This is a genomic window from Novosphingobium sp. RL4 (assembly GCF_035658495.1).
Classification (GTDB): Bacteria; Pseudomonadota; Alphaproteobacteria; order Sphingomonadales; family Sphingomonadaceae; genus Novosphingobium.
The window spans coordinates 2,306,978-2,322,798 of sequence record NZ_CP141944.1; the positions used below are offsets into that span (position 1 = coordinate 2,306,978).

General features: G+C 64.1%; 15 protein-coding genes. 7 read left to right on the forward strand and 8 right to left on the reverse strand.

The genetic code is table 11. From position 1 onward, the window contains the following. Nucleotides 1–99: 99 nt before the first annotated feature. The 3 genes from U9J33_RS11240 to dusB are packed head-to-tail and all read right to left on the reverse strand — an operon-like array spanning nucleotide 100 to nucleotide 3,679. A complete protein-coding gene (locus U9J33_RS11240; RefSeq protein ID WP_185997387.1) occupies nucleotides 100–1,515 on the reverse strand; it encodes a sigma-54-dependent transcriptional regulator in 1,416 nt (471 codons plus the stop codon). Further along, nucleotides 1,512–2,639 carry a two-component system sensor histidine kinase NtrB gene (locus tag U9J33_RS11245; protein WP_185997386.1) on the reverse strand — a complete coding sequence of 376 codons (1,128 nt, stop codon included), beginning with the start codon at nucleotides 2,637–2,639 and terminating at the stop codon, nucleotides 1,512–1,514. The genes U9J33_RS11240 and U9J33_RS11245 overlap by 4 nt, the downstream gene beginning before the upstream one ends. Continuing rightward, entirely contained in the window at nucleotides 2,636–3,679 is a 1,044-nt protein-coding gene (dusB, locus tag U9J33_RS11250; RefSeq protein WP_324695281.1) for a tRNA dihydrouridine synthase DusB, read from the reverse strand. The genes U9J33_RS11245 and dusB overlap by 4 nt, the downstream gene beginning before the upstream one ends. A gap of 100 nt (nucleotides 3,680–3,779) precedes the next feature. Between dusB and U9J33_RS11255 the strand changes: the two genes are divergently transcribed. From U9J33_RS11255 to U9J33_RS11265, 3 genes are read left to right on the forward strand one after another with little or no spacing between them, the layout of a single operon-like run. Further along, the gene (locus tag U9J33_RS11255; protein ID WP_324695283.1) at nucleotides 3,780–4,964 is read left to right on the forward strand and encodes a bifunctional 2-C-methyl-D-erythritol 4-phosphate cytidylyltransferase/2-C-methyl-D-erythritol 2,4-cyclodiphosphate synthase; all 1,185 of its coding nucleotides are present in this window, start codon (nucleotides 3,780–3,782) and stop codon (nucleotides 4,962–4,964) included. A 10-nt stretch (nucleotides 4,965–4,974) separates the two neighbouring features. Further along, on the forward strand, nucleotides 4,975–5,532 hold the full coding sequence (locus tag U9J33_RS11260) for a hypothetical protein (RefSeq protein ID WP_324695285.1): 558 nt from the start codon (nucleotides 4,975–4,977) through the stop codon (nucleotides 5,530–5,532). Between the two features lies 1 nt (nucleotide 5,533). Then, the gene (locus tag U9J33_RS11265; RefSeq protein WP_324695286.1) at nucleotides 5,534–6,061 is read left to right on the forward strand and encodes a CinA family protein; all 528 of its coding nucleotides are present in this window, start codon (nucleotides 5,534–5,536) and stop codon (nucleotides 6,059–6,061) included. A 42-nt stretch (nucleotides 6,062–6,103) separates the two neighbouring features. Here U9J33_RS11265 and U9J33_RS11270 read toward each other — a convergent pair whose 3' ends face one another. Both U9J33_RS11270 and lipA read right to left on the reverse strand, forming a co-directional pair. Continuing rightward, entirely contained in the window at nucleotides 6,104–6,544 is a 441-nt protein-coding gene (locus tag U9J33_RS11270) for a type II toxin-antitoxin system RatA family toxin (protein WP_054437784.1), read from the reverse strand. 16 nt (nucleotides 6,545–6,560) lie between these two features. Next, the gene (lipA, locus tag U9J33_RS11275) at nucleotides 6,561–7,514 is read right to left on the reverse strand and encodes a lipoyl synthase (protein ID WP_054437786.1); all 954 of its coding nucleotides are present in this window, start codon (nucleotides 7,512–7,514) and stop codon (nucleotides 6,561–6,563) included. 84 nt (nucleotides 7,515–7,598) lie between these two features. Here lipA and U9J33_RS11280 point away from each other — a divergent pair, with 84 nt between their 5' ends. Beyond that, nucleotides 7,599–8,267, forward strand: a complete 669-nt coding sequence (locus tag U9J33_RS11280; RefSeq protein ID WP_054437788.1) for a carbonic anhydrase — start codon at nucleotides 7,599–7,601, stop codon at nucleotides 8,265–8,267. 80 nt (nucleotides 8,268–8,347) lie between these two features. Here U9J33_RS11280 and U9J33_RS11285 read toward each other — a convergent pair whose 3' ends face one another. Further along, on the reverse strand, nucleotides 8,348–9,697 hold the full coding sequence (locus U9J33_RS11285) for a hypothetical protein (protein WP_324695289.1): 1,350 nt from the start codon (nucleotides 9,695–9,697) through the stop codon (nucleotides 8,348–8,350). Between the two features lie 317 nt (nucleotides 9,698–10,014). On the opposite strand from U9J33_RS11285, the gene gyrA reads away from it, so the two are divergent. Then, the gene (gene gyrA, locus U9J33_RS11290; protein WP_324695291.1) at nucleotides 10,015–12,843 is read left to right on the forward strand and encodes a DNA gyrase subunit A; all 2,829 of its coding nucleotides are present in this window, start codon (nucleotides 10,015–10,017) and stop codon (nucleotides 12,841–12,843) included. Continuing rightward, a complete protein-coding gene (locus tag U9J33_RS11295) occupies nucleotides 12,840–13,184 on the forward strand; it encodes a DUF952 domain-containing protein (protein WP_324695294.1) in 345 nt (114 codons plus the stop codon). The genes gyrA and U9J33_RS11295 overlap by 4 nt, the downstream gene beginning before the upstream one ends. 4 nt (nucleotides 13,185–13,188) lie before the next feature. Here U9J33_RS11295 and U9J33_RS11300 read toward each other — a convergent pair whose 3' ends face one another. Continuing rightward, nucleotides 13,189–13,818, reverse strand: coding sequence for a hypothetical protein (locus tag U9J33_RS11300; RefSeq protein ID WP_324695296.1), 630 nt, complete (start codon nucleotides 13,816–13,818; stop codon nucleotides 13,189–13,191). 99 nt (nucleotides 13,819–13,917) lie between these two features. Between U9J33_RS11300 and trmFO the strand changes: the two genes are divergently transcribed. After that, nucleotides 13,918–15,267, forward strand: coding sequence for a methylenetetrahydrofolate--tRNA-(uracil(54)-C(5))-methyltransferase (FADH(2)-oxidizing) TrmFO (trmFO, locus tag U9J33_RS11305; RefSeq protein WP_324695298.1), 1,350 nt, complete (start codon nucleotides 13,918–13,920; stop codon nucleotides 15,265–15,267). 40 nt (nucleotides 15,268–15,307) lie between these two features. On the opposite strand, the gene U9J33_RS11310 is transcribed toward trmFO, so the two are convergent. Then, complete coding sequence (locus tag U9J33_RS11310) at nucleotides 15,308–15,775, reverse strand: hypothetical protein (protein ID WP_324695300.1); 468 nt, start codon at nucleotides 15,773–15,775, stop codon at nucleotides 15,308–15,310. Nucleotides 15,776–15,821 lie beyond the last annotated feature (46 nt).

Here is a 15,821-nt window from a genome sequence, read left to right on the forward strand (position 1 = left end):
TCGTGGCCAGGCGCGTTTGTGGATCATGATCTCGCTCATCGTTGCGCTGTTACAACGCCGGTGTTGCCTGTTTGCAAGAGCAAATCCATCAATGCCCGATCAGGAACGACGAGTGAAGTCCTCGGGGTCGAGTGCAAGCTCGCCAAGACGTTTGCGCAAGGTGTTGCGATTAATCCCGAGTGCCTGGGCTGCACGAAGCTGGTTTCCGCCTGTCTCTTTAAGCACTTCCGCAAAAAGCGGACGCTCGAATGCGGCTGCCGCCGTTTCGTAGATCGTGCCGTTCGCCGGGCGCGTAGCAGCCAGCCAGCGGCTGACCGCCTGCGCGATGTCGTCGGGTTCGCTGACGTCAGCAGGCGCCGACGAAGTATCCGCGGCCAGCAAAGGCAGGATGCTCTCGGGATCGATCGCATCCTCGCGTGCCAGCAGGGCAAGCCGGTAGATGAAATTCTTGAGCTCGCGCACATTGCCGCGCCAGGGCTGGCGGCTGAGCAGTTCCGCCGCTTCGGCGGTCAACTGCCGGCGCGGCAGCCCCTCGTTGGCGGCGTGCTGGAGGAAATGGCGGGCCAGTACCTCGATGTCGTCCCGGCGGTCGCGCAGCGGCGGCATATGGATCGGCACGACATTGAGTCGGTAGTACAGGTCTTCGCGGAAGCGCCCGGCAGCGATCTCCGGCTCCAGATCCTTGTTGGTGGCAGCGATTATGCGCACGTCCAGCCTTATCTCGTCCCGCCCGCCGACACGCCGCACCGTCCCCGACTGGAGCGCCCGCAACAGGCGGGTCTGGGCCTGCATCGGCATGTCGCCGATTTCGTCGAGGAACAGGGTGCCGCCCGCTGCCTGCTCGAACTTGCCGACATGCCGGGCGACCGCGCCGGTAAAGGCGCCCTTTTCATGGCCGAACAGCTCGCTCTCGATCAGCTCGGCCGGAATTGCCGCCGTGTTCACGGCGATGAACGGACCTGCCCGGCGGTGCCCGAGATTGTGGACCGCTTCCGCCACCAGTTCCTTGCCGGTGCCGGATTCGCCAAGGATCAGCACGGTCAGATCGTTGCGCAGGACGCGCGTGATCATGCGGAATACCGTTTGCATGGCAAGGCTGCGGCCGACCAGCGGCAGGCCGTCGCCCAGCGGTTCGTCGCCTTCGGGGGCGCTGCCCTGCCCTGCACCTGCCGCCTGGCGCACGGTTCGGGCCAGTTCGTCGATATCGAAGGGCTTGGGGAAGTACTCGAAGGCCCCGGTATCGGTTGCGCGAACGGCGGTATCGAGGGTGTTCTGGGCCGAAAGGATGACGATCGGCATCGCCGGATGCAGCGCCCTTACCCGGTCGATCGTCTCGATTCCGTCGCCGTCAGGCAGCATGACGTCGGTGACGAGGGCCTGATAGCTGCCCTCGCCCAGCAGCCGGTCCCGCTCGCCGATCGACTGGCAATGGACGACGGTGAAACCCTCGGCCTCCAGCGCGGCGGTAATGACGATGGCGATCGAAAGGTCGTCCTCGACGAGCAGCACGCTCATGCAGCCGGCCTCCTTCTGGTTGAGCGGCTGCGGGTTTCGCGGGCCAGGGGCAAGTGGACACGGAAATGGGTGAACCCGCCTTCCTCGTCGCGTTCGTGCGTGATGCGTCCGTTCATGTCGCGCACCAGCTTGCGTACGAGGGGAAGGCCCAGCCCCTGACCAGACTTCTTGGTGGTGACGAAGGGCTCGAAGATATGATCGCGCATCGCCGGCTCCACGCCCGGCCCATTGTCCGACACGCGCAGTTCCACCGGCAGGCGCACCGGCTCTCCGGAATCGCTGGTGTGGAGCTGGAGGCCGCTGGCGAAGCGCGTGCGGATCGTCACGCGGGGCGCCTGTTCGGCGGCGCAGGCCTCGGAAGCATTGGCCACGAGGTTGATGATGACCTGCACCAGCGCATCCGGGCTGCCGAGCACGGCGGGCAGCGAAGGGTCGAATTCCTCGACAAGACGCACCCGCTCCGGCGCATCACCGCGCGCGGCGGACATCACGTTGATCGCGCGCCGCGCGGCTTCGTGAAGGTTGCAGGGTTCGACCGGCGGAGCCGTGCGGCGGCTGAGCTTCTGCATCTGGTCGATCAGATTGGCGATGCGATCGACTTCGAGCGTGATAAGCTCGGTCAGTGCGCGGTCCTTGTCCTCGATCTTGCGGGCAAGGAGCTGGGCCGCGCCGCGAATGCCGGCCAGAGGGTTCTTGATCTCGTGAGCCATGATTTCCGGCCCGCGCAGCACTGCATTGTCCGGGCCTCCGGAATCGTCGCCCAGCGCCTCGGTGGCGGTGTTGTCATGGATCGTAAGCACCTGCCAGCCCGGCGTATCGGCCACCGGGGCGACGTTGATGTCGATCCTTCGTGCGCCCTTGCCCTTGAGCGTGACCACGACTTCGCGCGCCGAAACCGGCGTTTCATAATCGTCGAGACGCTCCAGCAGGAGCTGGTCGGAAAACGTCAGGATCTCGCGCAAGGGCGTACCGACCAGCAAGCGCAGCGATTGCCCGAAGAACTGCTCGGCGGCGGGGTTGAGCGATGCGATCCGCAGCCCCGGTTCCAGCAGCACGACAGCCTGGGGAAGGCTTGCGAGAAGCCGCGAAGCCGCGGGCAAGGCCGTGTGCGGCGCGAGGCTCATGCAGCCTGACGGTCTGCCGATGCGGTTTCGCTGCCCTGATCGCGGTAAGGCGCATAGAATTCAGCTAGCAGACGCAGCACTTCGTCAGGATCGTTGACGAAATTGATGCGGTTGCGGAACTCGGCCGAACCCTTGATGCCCTTGATGTACCATCCCAGGTGCTTGCGGGCCATCTTCACGCCCGTATCGCTGCCGTAGTGGGAGAGCATGTCCTCGTAGTGTTCGCGGATGATTTCGTACTGCTTGCCGAAACCGGGCTCTTCCATAAGCCCGTTGCCGCGCCACCACTGCATGACTTCGGCGAGAATCCACGGCTTGCCGTAAGCGCCGCGACCGATCATCAGGCCATCGGCACCGGACTGTTCCAGCGCCCTGGCGGCATCCTCGATATCCAGGATATCGCCATTGACGATGACCGGGATCGAGACCGCGTCCTTCACGCCGCGCACGAAAGCCCAGTCGGCCGAGCCCTTGTACATCTGGTTGCGGGTGCGGCCGTGGACGGTGATCATCTTGGCACCGAGGTCTTCGGCGATGCGCGCTAGTTCGGGGGCGTTGAGACTGTCATGGCACCAGCCCATGCGCATCTTCACGGTGACGGGAACCTTCACGGCCTTGACCGTGGCTTCGATCAGCCGGGTTGCGAGAGGAATGTCGCGCATGAGCGCCGATCCGGCATCGCCGTTGACGACCTTGCGGACCGGGCAGCCCATGTTGATGTCGATGATGGCGGCGCCCCGATCCTCGACGAGTTTGGCGGCTTCGGCCATCTGTTCCGGCTCGCAGCCGACGAGCTGCATCGAAACCGGATCCTCGATCTGGTCCCACATGGCCTTCTGAAGCGAAACGCGCGTCTCACGGATGGCGGCCGGGCTGGCGATCATCTCGGTGACGTTCAGACCTGACCCGAATCCGCGCACCATGCGGCGGAACGGCAAATCGGAAACGCCCGTCATCGGGGCGAGCACGACCGGACAGTCGATCGTCACGGGACCGACTTCGATCGGCTTCAGAGCCGGAGGAGTAGGCAGTGTGTTCATTGCGCGAGCCCGGAATTGCCTAAAAAACGTATAGTGCCTAAAAAACAGGCAGCGCATAGTGGATTGCCCTCGCCTCGGCAAGCGATTACCGGCAACGACAATGTCGCAAGACCTGTCAGAAACGCTCCCGCGTCCCGCCGAACATCCCCGCACAGCCGCTATCGTGGTGGCTGCAGGCAAAGGACTGCGCGCAGGCCAGCCTGTTCCCAAGCAATTTGCGCTCTGGCGCGGCAAGCCGGTGGTTCGCCATTCGGCCGAAGCGCTGGCCCGCGCGGGGGTTTCGCCGATTCTCGTCGTGATCCCCCAGGGCGCCGAGGAAATCGCCGCCGAAGCGCTGGCCGGCATCCCCGGTGTCCAGTTGGCGAACGGCGGCGAAACCCGGCAGAAATCGGTCAGACTCGGGCTCGAAGTGCTTGTGAGCAGCCATCCCGACCGGGTTCTGATCCACGACGCGGCCCGGCCGATTCTCCCTGGCCCCGTGATCGACAGGCTGATGGATGCCCTGGCGGTTCATGAGGCGGCGATTCCCGTGCTGACCGTCGTGGACAGCCTCGCTCACGCCGAGCCCGGCGAGGTTTGGCAGATGATGGGCGCCCCTGCCCGCCGCGAGGATCTTCGCCGCGTACAGACCCCTCAGGCCTTCCGCTTCCCCGAAATCCTCGCCGCCCACCGCGCATGGGACGGGCCGACCACCGCCGGAGACGACGCGCAGGTGGCGCAGGCGTCCGGCATGGGTATCGCGCTCGTCGAAGGAGACGAAGCCTTGCACAAGCTGACATATGCCGCGGACTTCGCCGGCGCCCTGCCGCCGATCCGCGTCGGCACCGGTTATGACGTCCACCGTCTGGAAGAAGGCGAGGAACTCTGGCTTTGCGGCGTGAAGATCGCCCATACCCACGGACTATCCGGCCATAGCGATGCCGATGTCGCCATCCACGCGCTGGTCGACGCTTTACTCGGCGCCGTGGGCAAGGGCGACATCGGCCAGCACTTCCCGCCCAGCGACCCCCAGTGGAAGGGCGCTGCATCCGACCGGTTCCTGGCACATGCCGCGAAGCTCGTGGCCGAGGCCGGCTATGCGCTTGGCAATGCGGACGTGACGATCATCTGCGAAGCGCCCAAGATCGGCCCGCACCGCGAAGCCATGCGGGCTCGCCTCGCCGAAATCCTCGGCGCCGATCCCTCCCTTGTCAGCGTGAAGGCAACCACGACCGAGAAGCTGGGTTTCACTGGCAGGGCAGAGGGAATCGCCTGCCAGGCTGCGGTCAGCCTGGTCAGGATTTAAGGAGCCTACGATGCCTGCTTTCCGCAAGATGCTCACTTTAGCCGCGGTGTCCGCGCTCGCGATCCTGCCCGGCGTGGCAAGTGCCCAGCAGTCCGCCTGCCTGACCAAGGTCGAGGCGCGATCCCTGTTCGGCTATGCCCTTCCCCAGGTCATTTCCGGCACCAGCAAACGGTGCGCCCAGGTCTTGCCCAGCGATTCCTACCTGCGCAATCACGGCGCCGAACTCGTCGCCCGCTATACGGCGCAGAAAAGTCGTTACTGGCCTGAAGCCAAGATCGCCTTCCTAAAGCTGGGCGAAGGCAAGGATGCGCAAGTCGGCCAGTTCGCGCGCAATCTTCCCGACGAATCGCTTCGTCCGCTCGTCGACATCACTGTCGAGGGGATGGTCTCGCAGGGTCTTCCGCTGAAATCCTGCGACAAGGTCGATCTCGCGCTCGACCTGCTCTCCCCTCTCCCGCCCGAAAACACCGCCGGCCTCATCGCGCTGCTCATCGAAGTCACCTCGAAGGCTGACGAAGTGGCGCCCGGCAAGGCGAAGCTCGGCGGCTTCACTCTCTGCAAGGACTGACATGTCTGGCAACATCCTATTCCCGCAGGACCTCTACGATCTCGCCGTGCGCGTGATCGCCGAAAACAAGGCGGTCGGCCGCAAGGTCGCACTGGCCGAGAGCTGCACGGGTGGCCTCGTCTGCGCCGCGCTGACCGAAGTGGCCGGCTCCTCCGCCGTGCTCGACCGCGGATTCGTGACCTATTCGAACGAATCGAAGCAGGAGATGCTGGGGGTCGCGTCGGATATCATCGACACGCTTGGCGCGGTTTCACCGGCTACGGCATGGGCGATGGCGCAAGGGGCGATCACGCACAGCAATGCCGACGTGGCGGTCGCGATCAGCGGCATTGCCGGGCCCGAAGGCGGCAGCGAACTCAAGCCGGTGGGAACCGTGGTCTTCGCCCGCGCGCATCGCGGCGAGGAAGAGGTCCATGCCGAACAGAAGCTGATCGAAGGTGCGAACCGCGCTGAAATCCGCCACCACGCGGCAGTGGTCGCGCTGGAACTGCTGCTGCCTGGAACCGAGTTGCCCGCCTACGCGGACTGAGCGTTCATCGTCCCGGATCGCTCCGGGACGATGCCTGTCCGGTCAGACCGGTTCGCCGTAAAGTTCGTGGGCGCGGGTTTCGAAGGCGGCCACCATCTTGCGGAAGGCCTTGTCGAAATACTGGCCTGCCAGCTTCTCGAACAGGGCGTTGCGGAAGCTGAAGCGCACGTCGAATTCGATATCGCAGCTATGCGCATCGACCGGATGGAACGTCCAGTGGTTGTGCAGGTCCTTCATCGGCCCGTCGACATAGTGGACCTTGATCTCGCGCGCGCGAACCTTCTCGACGCGCGAGGTGAACTTTTCGCGCAGGGCCTTGAAGCCGACCAGCATGTCCGCGACCATTTCGGTTCCGGTGTCGGACTTCACCCGGGTGGCGACCACCCAGGGCAGGAATTCCTGATAACGGCCGACATCGGCTACGAGGTCGAACATCTGCTCGGCGCTGTAGGGCAAGCGCTGGGTTTCGTGGATTCCGGGCACAGTAACGTCTTCCGGCTCAGCGCGGCGTCTTTGTCAGCGCGGCCTTGGCCAGTTGCGCTTCGCGGGCGGCGCGCATTTCGGCGAAATCCTTGCCGGCATGATAGCTCGAACGCGTCAGCGGCGAGGATGCGACCTGCAGGAAACCCTTCGCACGGGCGATGGCGCCATAGGCATCGAACGCCTTGGGGGTCACGAATTCCTTGACCTCGGCGTGCTTCGGCGTGGGACGCAGGTACTGACCCATGGTCAGGAAATCGATATCGGCGCAGCGCATGTCATCCATGACCTGGTGGACTTCGAGGCGCTCCTCGCCCAAGCCCAGCATCACGCCGGACTTGGTGAAGATCTTCGGATCGTGGGCCTTGACCTCTTCCAGCAGGCGCAGTGACGCATAGTAACGGGCGCCGGGGCGGATGGTGGGATAAAGGCGGGGCACGGTCTCGAGGTTGTGGTTGTAGACGTCGGGGCCGGCCGCCACGATCGCCTCGATCGCGCGGCGCATCTTGCCGCGGAAATCGGGCGTGAGAATTTCGATCGTGGTCGACGGAGTCGCGGCGCGCAGGGCCTGGATCACCTTCACGAACTGGTGGGCGCCGCCATCGGGCAGGTCGTCCCGGTCGACCGAGGTGATGACGATGTGCTCAAGACCCGTCTTGAGCGCCAGTTCGGCGACATGTTCCGGTTCGGAAGGGTCCACGCGGCCGGGCATTCCGGTCTTCACATTGCAGAACGCGCAGGCGCGTGTGCAGGTGTCGCCCAGAATCATCACCGTGGCGTGCTTCTTCGTCCAGCATTCGCCGATGTTCGGGCAGGCCGCTTCTTCGCAGACCGTGTTGAGCTTGAGATCCCGCATGAGCTGGCGCGTTTCGCCATAACCCTTGCTGGTCGGCGCCTTGACGCGGATCCAGTCAGGCTTGCGCTGACGTTCGGGCTTCTGCTCGGGGCTCGGCACGGAGGAAAGGTCGTTCATGGCGTCCAGATAGTCGCAAGCTTGCCTGCTTGCCAGTGCGAATATCCGCTCTATGGGTTGCGTGCGTTTCAATGGAGGCAACCCATGACAGATTCCAACGCCCCGCAATCAGAACAACGCGTCCTCGATACCCTGATCGACGGCTATCGCCGGTTCCGCAACAGCGGGTGGAGCCCCCACCGAGAGCGTTGGGAGCGTCTCAGCGAGGGGCAGCAACCCGAAGTGATGATCGTGGCCTGTTCCGACAGCCGCGTTGACCCTTCGCAGATCTTCGACGTCGATCCGGGCGAAATCTTCGTGGTCCGCAATGTTGCGGCGCTCGTTCCGCCCTTCGAGACCACGCCCGGCCACCACGGTGTTTCCGCTGCTCTTGAATTCGCGGTACAGGTGCTGAAGGTGAAGGAAATCGTGGTCATGGGCCACGGCATGTGCGGCGGCTGCAAGGCGGCGCTCACGCAGGAGCTCCACGGCGCCGAGCCGGGACAAGGCGGTTTCATCGCTGACTGGATTTCGATGCTGGATGAGGCCCGCGCTCCCGTCGCCGCGCAATTCGGCACGACCGGACGCCCGGCCGAACGCCAGATGGAGCAGGCCGCGGTGCGCGTCAGCATCGACAATCTGATGACGTTCCCCTGCGTTCGCCACAAGGTGAAGACCGGTGAACTCAAGCTGCGCGGCGCGTTCTTCGCGATCTCAGACGGGCAGCTTCATCTGATGGATGACGCCAGCGGAAAATTCGCACCGATTTCCTGACCCTTCGGGAAACGGCAAAAGAAAAGGGCGGCGGGTTATTCCCGCCGCCCTTTTCGTGTTTTTGGCCAGGTTACGTCGGCTTACGAGGCCGGCGTAGCCTTGGAAGCGGCATAAGCCGACCAGAGCTTGGCGATCGGTGCGCGCGTGCCGGTGACCTTGGCGAGGCTGGCCTGCGCATCGGCGGCCTTGCCCTGCATGGCCTGAGCCATGCCGAGGCGGAGATTCGCCTTGTTGGCATCGACGCCGGGCTTGCCGAGCGCGACCTTGTAAAGTTCTTCGGCCTTCGCGTACTGCTCGTAGCTCAGGAAGACGTCCGCCGAGCCGGTCACGGAGGCGGCCGTTGCGGCAGGCTTGAGAGCGTCGCGTTCGGCGGCCGGAAGCGATGCCTTGTCCGCAGCAACGCGGCCAGCGCTGTTGGCACGGTCCTGGCCGACCTCGGCCTGGGTCAGAAGACCCTTCGCAAGGCCCTGGTCCATGACCTTGACGGCTTCGCCCGGGAACGCGCGCGGATCGACGTTCTGGATATATTCGAAGTAGTCCCGCTTGTCCTTCATCGAGCCCGTCGCGAACATCAGGCGCATCAGGTCGATGTTTTCCTGGTTCTGGAGCGAGGCAAGCTGGCGCACGATCGAGATCGAGATATTCCACGACGCCACGCTGGGGTAGTACTGCGCCAGCATGGCGGCATATTCGGTCGACGGCGCAAGTTGCTTGGCGTCGTAGGAGGCCTGGAGCGCGCTACGGATCGAGCTTTCGTTCGGCTTGGTGCCGTTTGCCTTCGCCGCCTCAAGCTCCTTCTGGACCATGGCCAGAGCCGCCTGCGGGTTGTTCGAACGCTTGTAGGAATCCGCCAGCAGCGGCTGGATCATGTTCTGCTGGTCACGGTAACCCGCGTCGAAGGACTGCTGGAGATAGCGTGCGGCAACGTCGTACTGCGCGCTCTGATAAGCGGTGACGCCGGCAAGATACTGGACCTGACCCAGCGTTTCCGGGCTGGTCTGGCCGCTGTCGAGCATCATGACGAGACCCTTGTGCTGCAAGGCGGGGTCATTCATCAGAACGCCGACATTGCGCGTCATCTCGCCCTGCTTGAGCTTGTCGATCGGCTGCTGCGCGGCTGCGCCCGCCGTCTGGAGCTGCGCCAGGATACCGCCCATGGCCGCGTCCACTTCGGCGCGCGCGGCAGCCTTCTCGGCATCCGTCTGCGCGGCCTTGGCCTTGTCCGAGGCGGCCTTCACTGCGGGATTTGCCTGGGCGTCGGCAATAGCCTTGTCCACCGGAGCGGCGACGGCGGCGTATTCCTTCGAGAACGTCGCCTTGGCAGGCGCCTTTTCCTTGGCGACAGCAGCCACGGGAGCAACCGCGGCGGCCATTCCGCCAGTCATGGCCACAGCCAGGGCAACACGGGAAATCAGGAACTTGCGAGCCATCCAGGCCTACTCCTCATCAAGACACGTGGAGGCGCGCCCGAAAGCGGGACTCCGTAAAAATTGCAGTGCCGGTTTGGCGTCGAATTGAACGCTTGGCAACCTCGCCCGGCGATTAGAAGGCCGCCACTGAACGCTGATTGAATGCAATTCGTCGCAGCCCGAACGGTTCCCTGCGCCTCGCAAGACCAACTCGCCCCATAAGTGTGGAAAAAGAGCGCCTCCTTGGCGCGGTGGCACCTGTTCAGGTGGCTTTCCCCCCGCGCATGTCCTAGGGCGATCCATCACCCTTTGTCCCGCAGCAACGAACGATCCAGCGCGTGAGCGACGACACCGACATTAACGGCCCCGAGCATATCGGTCCCGAAGGCGAATACACCCGCATCGACATCGTCGATGAGATGAAGACGAGCTATCTCGATTACGCGATGAGCGTGATCGTGAGCCGCGCCCTGCCCGACGTTCGCGACGGTCTGAAGCCGGTGCATCGCCGTATCCTCTACGCCTGCCAGGAAGCGGGCTACGTCGCCGGTCGTCCTTATCGCAAGTCGAGCCGTATCGTCGGTGACGTCATGGGTAAGTATCACCCCCATGGCGACAGCGCGATCTACGACGCGCTGGCGCGCATGACGCAGCCGTGGTCGATGCGACTGCCGCTGGTCGATGGTCAGGGCAACTTCGGCTCGATGGATCCCGATCCGCCGGCCGCCATGCGTTACACCGAAGCGCGCCTCGACAAGGTGGCGAACGAGCTTCTCTCGGACATCGACAAGAATACCGTCGATTTCGCCGACAACTACGACGGCTCCGAAAGCGAGCCCACCGTGCTTCCGGCGCGCTTCCCGAACCTGCTGGTCAACGGCGCGGGCGGCATCGCGGTCGGCATGGCGACCAACATCCCGCCGCACAACCTCGGCGAAGTCGTCGATGGCTGCCTTGCCATGATCGACAATCCGGGGATCACCACCGAGGAACTGATCCAGATCATTCCCGGGCCGGATTTCCCGACCGCACCGCTGATCCTGGGCCAGGGCGGCGCTCGCAACGCTTACCTCACGGGCCGCGGCTCGGTCATCATGCGTTGCCGTCACGAAATCGAAGAAGGTCGGGGCGACCGTCGCTCGATCGTGCTCACCTCGATCCCCTATCAGGTCGGCAAGTCCAACCTCGTCGAGAAGATCGCCGAGGCCGCCAAGGACAAGCGGATCGAGGGCATCTCGGACATCCGCGACGAATCGAACCGCGAAGGCATGCGCGTCGTCGTCGAACTGAAGCGCGACGCGACCCCCGAAGTCGTGCTCAACCAGATCTGGCGCAATACGCCCGCACAGTCGAACTTCGCGGCCAACATGCTGGCGATCCGCGGCGGACGTCCCGAAGTCTTCAACCTTCGCGACATCATCCACGCCTTCATCCAGTTCCGCGAAGAGGTCATCACCCGGCGCACCAAGTTCGAACTGAACAAGGCGCGTGACCGGGCGCATATCTTGCTCGGCCTTGTCGTTGCGGTGTCGAACCTCGACGAAGTCGTGGTGATGATCCGCAGTGCCCCGAACCCGGCCGAAGCGCGTGCGCGCCTGCTTGCGAAGGAATGGCCGATCGGGGACATTGCGCCCTACATCCGCCTCGTCGAGGCGATCGAGCCCGACGCGGAACAGGATGGCGGCTCCTATCGCTTGTCCGAAGTCCAGGTGAAGGCCATCCTCGACTTGCGCCTGCACCGCCTCACCGCGCTCGGCCGCGACGAGATCGGTGACGAGCTCAAGATCCTGGCCGCCGCGATCGAGGAATATCTCTCGATCCTCGCCGACCGCGTGAAGCTCTACGGCGTCATGCGCGGCGAACTGACCGCGGTTCGCGAACTCTATGCCACGCCCCGCGTCTCGCAGATCACCGGTGCCGCCGACGGCATCGAGGACGAGGACCTGATCGAGCGCGAGGAAATGGTCGTAACCGTCACGATGGACGGTTACATCAAGCGTACCCCGCTCTCGACCTTCCGCGCCCAAGCGCGCGGCGGCAAGGGCCGTGCAGGCATGTCCACGAAGGACGAGGATGTCGTGACGACGATGTTCGTCACGTCGACTCACAATCCTGTGCTGTTCTTCTCCACCGCCGGCAAGGTCTACCGCCTCAAGGTCTACAAGCTGCCCGAAGGCGGCCCGACCACGCGCGGCCGCCCCATCGTCAACCTCCTGCCGTCGCTGGACAAGGACGAGACGATCCAGACCGTCCTGCCATTGCCGGAAGATGAGAAGGAGTGGAGCAAGCTCTCGGTCGTATTCGCGACCGCGAAGGGCAATGTTCGCCGTAACTCCATGGACGCCTTCGCGAACATCCCGTCGAACGGCAAGTTCGCGATGAAGTTCGAACCCGACGCCGATGGCACGCCGAACGATGACCGCCTGATCGGGGTCGCCCTTCTCGCGCATTCGGACGACGTGCTGCTGGCAAGCCGCCAGGGCAAGGCGATCCGCTTTGCCGGTGAACTCGTTCGCGAATTCGCGAGCCGCACGTCCACCGGCGTCAAGGCGATGACCCTGAAGGACGGCGACGAGGTAATCTCGCTTTCGATCCTTCACCGCGTCGGCATGAAGGACCAGGACGAGCGCGATGCCTACCTGCGCTTCGCGCCGTGGAAGGGTGACAAGGACGGTGAAAACCCGATCGACGAGGAGCGTTTCGCGTATCTCGCCGAGAAGGAGCAGTTCATCCTCACCGTCTGTGCCAATGGTTACGGCAAGATGTCCTCCGCTTACGAATACCGCCGTACGGGCCGCGGCGGCCAGGGCATCACCAATATCGACAATATCGGCCGCAACGGTCTGGTCGTCGCCAGCTTCCCGGCCACCCGTGCCGACCAACTCATGCTGGTGACGGATCAGGCAAAGCTTATCCGCCTGCCGCTCGAATCACTGCGCGTGATCGGGCGCGGTTCGGCGGGCGTGCGCCTGTTCAACGTATCGGGTGACGAGCACGTCGTCAGCGCCGTGCGGCTTGATGAGCCGGCTGAAGAAGAAGTGCTGGAGGGCGAGGCACCTTCGGCCGATGGCGCTGCAGCCGCCCAGACCGCGCCTGACGCCACCGAAGGCGATACGCCGCAAGCCGACACTGCCGAAGACAGTGATTCTTCGGAAGACGAAGAGTGAGCGATACCGTCGCCTACAAGATTCTGAACGGGGAGCAGCTTGAACGGCTGCTCTCCGACGGGGTCTTCACCGGCGCGCCTGTCGATCTGGCGGACGGTTACATCCATATGTCGACCGCCGATCAGGCGCAGGAAACGCTGGACAAGCACTTCGCCGGACAGACCGGCCTCGCTATTGCCGTGGTAGACCTCGGCGTGCTGGGCGATGCGGTGAAGTGGGAAGTCTCGCGTGGCGGCGCGCTGTTTCCGCACATCTATGCCGATCTTCCGCTCTCTGCCGTGCTTGCTCACGGGCCCGTGGTTCGTGGTGATGACGGGAATCTGATCCTGCCCCCGGCCTGAACGTTCAGTCCGGGCGTGACCGCAATTCGCCGGTCACCCCCGTTGCCAGCACCAGATTTCCGACAAAGAACAGTGGCCAGGCGAATTGCCAGGACGGCCATTCCAGCGCGATCAGGCAGGCCACGACCACGATCAGCGCGCCGCTTCCGACCCGCGCACGCACGAAAGTGCTGGCCCAGGCGCTTGCCGCCATCCCGCCGAGTGCCAGCCCTTGAAATGCCGGCGCCGCTCCTCGGTCGGTGTTCGTCAGTAACAGGAAAACAAGCGGGGTCAGCAGTAGCAGCGCTGTGGCGAAGATCTTCCGGGCCATCGCAAGATCGCGGCGCAAATGGTTCAGAAACAGAGCAATTCCCATGACGTGCCCGATAATCATCAGAACCGTGGCCGGGTAGTCGTAGAGGTCATGGAGCGCCGCACCTGTCCCTTCCAACACCAGCATCGCAGCCAGAGTCCGGGTGTCCTTCCCGCGATGCCGCAAGACCGCATAAACGGCCAGAAGGAGGAAAGGCAGCGCCTTGAGCGCCAGCAGATAAAGCCCCGGCATCGTGCTGTTGCGACACCATAGGAACAGAACCGCCGCGACTATGGCCGCAAGCAGCCAGGGGCGGCGTTCGATCAGGGCGCGCTTGGGCATTCGCTGAACTCTCCGGTTGCGGCGCGGCTTCGGGATTTGCCTTTTTAGCCGCAGCACCACCCTTCCCTGATGCCACGCAAAGGTCTAGGCGCAAGCGCCATGACACAAGACGTCCACATCATCGGCGGCGGCCTGGCCGGCAGCGAGGCCGCCTGGCAACTTGGGCGGCGCGGTTTCCGCGTCCGTCTCTCGGAAATGCGCGGAACCGGAGAGCGTAGCCCCGCCCACCAGGGCGACGGTCTGGCAGAACTGGTCTGCTCCAATTCCTTCCGCTCCGACGACCACGAGAAGAACGCCGTAGGCCTGCTGCACCATGAGATGCGCGGCTGCGATTCGCTGATCATGTCTGCCGCGGCCAAGGCACAGGTGCCTGCCGGTTCGGCACTGGCAGTGGACCGCGATGTCTTCTCCGCCGAAGTGGAAGCTCGGCTGTCGGCCTTGCCCAATGTCGAGATCGTGCGAGAGCGGATCGACACGCTCCCCGAAACCGGAACGACCATCGTTGCCACCGGTCCGCTGACGGCGGAAATGCTCGCCGGCAGCATCGGCCGCGCGACCGGAGCTGACAGCCTTGCCTTCTTCGACGCCATAGCGCCGATCGTTTATCGTGACTCGATCGACATGGACGTATGCTGGATGGCTTCCCGCTGGGACAAGGGCGAAACCAAGGACTACATCAACTGCCCGATGGACAAGGACCAGTACCTTGCGTTCCATCAGGCCCTCCTCGACGGCGAGAAGACCGCCTTCAAGGAATGGGAAGAAAATACCCCCTACTTCGACGGATGCATGCCTATCGAGGTCATGGCCGAGCGCGGCGTCGAAACGCTGCGATTCGGACCGATGAAGCCGGTCGGGCTCGACAACCCGCACTGGGCGACCCCGGAACATCCCAATGGCCGCTGGGCCTATGCGGTCGTCCAGCTCCGCCAGGACAACAAACTCGGCACGATCTGGAACATGGTCGGCTTCCAGACCAAGCTGAAGCATGCCGAGCAGGTTCGCCTGTTCCGAACGATCCCGGGCCTGGAGAATGCCGAATTCGCGCGGCTCGGCGGACTTCACCGTAACACGTTCCTCAACTCGCCGATCCTGCTGGACCGCCAGCTTCGCCTCAAGACCGCACCCCATGTGCGGTTCGCAGGCCAGATCACCGGCTGCGAAGGCTATGTCGAAAGCGCCGCAGTGGGGCTGATGGCCGGACTGATGACGGCAGCCGAACTCTCCGGTCGGGACTGGCAGACGCCGCCGCGAACGACGGCACTGGGCGCTCTGCTCTCCCACATCACCGGCGATGCCGAGGCGGAGACCTATCAGCCGATGAACGTGAATTTCGGCTTGTTCCCGCCGCTTCACGACGTGAAGAAGAAGCAGCGCAAGGAAGCCTATACCTCGCGCGCCAAGGAAGAGATCGCGCCCTGGCTTGAAGGTCTGGTGCCGACAGCCTGACCTCGAAATCCTAGCGTCCCGGACTCGATCCGGGACGTCTCTAGGATCCGCAACTGCACTTGGGTTTGGGCTTGGCCGGGGGCGGCGCGGTCTTTCTGAATTCGCCCGGTGTCAGCGATTGATCGCGATTCGTATCGGCGCCATCGAATTTCGTGACGGTCGCGACCGCCCATTCCTCAAACGTCAGCAGGTTGTTGCCGTCCTTGTCGAGCTTTCGGAAGGCATCGACTCGTGTCGACAGCATTTCGTTGCGGGTGATCCGGCCGTCGCGGTCACGATCGTAGCGGCCAAAGCGGCGCTGTTCGCGCGTCTGCTCGGTAGCTTCCGGAAGGTCCGGCCCTTCAATGTCGGTGAGATCAGCACTTGGCACGCTCTGCGGGTCAGGTGGAGCGACCGACGCCAGCGGCAACGGCGCTGCCTTTTCCACCTCGGCCCGGCCCTGTAGCCAGAACAGACCCAGCGACAGCATCACGAACACCGTGAGGCCGCCGAGGATGAAGCGCTGCATCGCCAAATCTCCCTCAAACGCGCGCGGCTTATCCGCTTACTGCCGC

Excerpts from the sequence above, each read along its gene's own strand:
- U9J33_RS11300 (WP_324695296.1), bottom strand. The coding sequence starts at position 13,818 with ATGCCCAAGCGCGCCCTGATCGAACGCCGCCCCTGGCTGCTTGCGGCC.
- U9J33_RS11245 (WP_185997386.1), bottom strand. The coding sequence starts at position 2,639 with ATGAGCCTCGCGCCGCACACGGCCTTGCCCGCGGCTTCGCGGCTTCTC.
- U9J33_RS11255 (WP_324695283.1), top strand. The coding sequence starts at position 3,780 with ATGTCGCAAGACCTGTCAGAAACGCTCCCGCGTCCCGCCGAACATCCC.
- dusB (WP_324695281.1), bottom strand. The coding sequence starts at position 3,679 with ATGAACACACTGCCTACTCCTCCGGCTCTGAAGCCGATCGAAGTCGGT.
- lipA (WP_054437786.1), bottom strand. The coding sequence starts at position 7,514 with ATGAACGACCTTTCCTCCGTGCCGAGCCCCGAGCAGAAGCCCGAACGT.
- trmFO (WP_324695298.1), top strand. The coding sequence starts at position 13,918 with ATGACACAAGACGTCCACATCATCGGCGGCGGCCTGGCCGGCAGCGAG.
- U9J33_RS11285 (WP_324695289.1), bottom strand. The coding sequence starts at position 9,697 with ATGGCTCGCAAGTTCCTGATTTCCCGTGTTGCCCTGGCTGTGGCCATG.
- U9J33_RS11260 (WP_324695285.1), top strand. The coding sequence starts at position 4,975 with ATGCCTGCTTTCCGCAAGATGCTCACTTTAGCCGCGGTGTCCGCGCTC.
- U9J33_RS11265 (WP_324695286.1), top strand. The coding sequence starts at position 5,534 with ATGTCTGGCAACATCCTATTCCCGCAGGACCTCTACGATCTCGCCGTG.
- U9J33_RS11280 (WP_054437788.1), top strand. The coding sequence starts at position 7,599 with ATGACAGATTCCAACGCCCCGCAATCAGAACAACGCGTCCTCGATACC.
- U9J33_RS11310 (WP_324695300.1), bottom strand. The coding sequence starts at position 15,775 with ATGCAGCGCTTCATCCTCGGCGGCCTCACGGTGTTCGTGATGCTGTCG.
- U9J33_RS11240 (WP_185997387.1), bottom strand. The coding sequence starts at position 1,515 with ATGAGCGTGCTGCTCGTCGAGGACGACCTTTCGATCGCCATCGTCATT.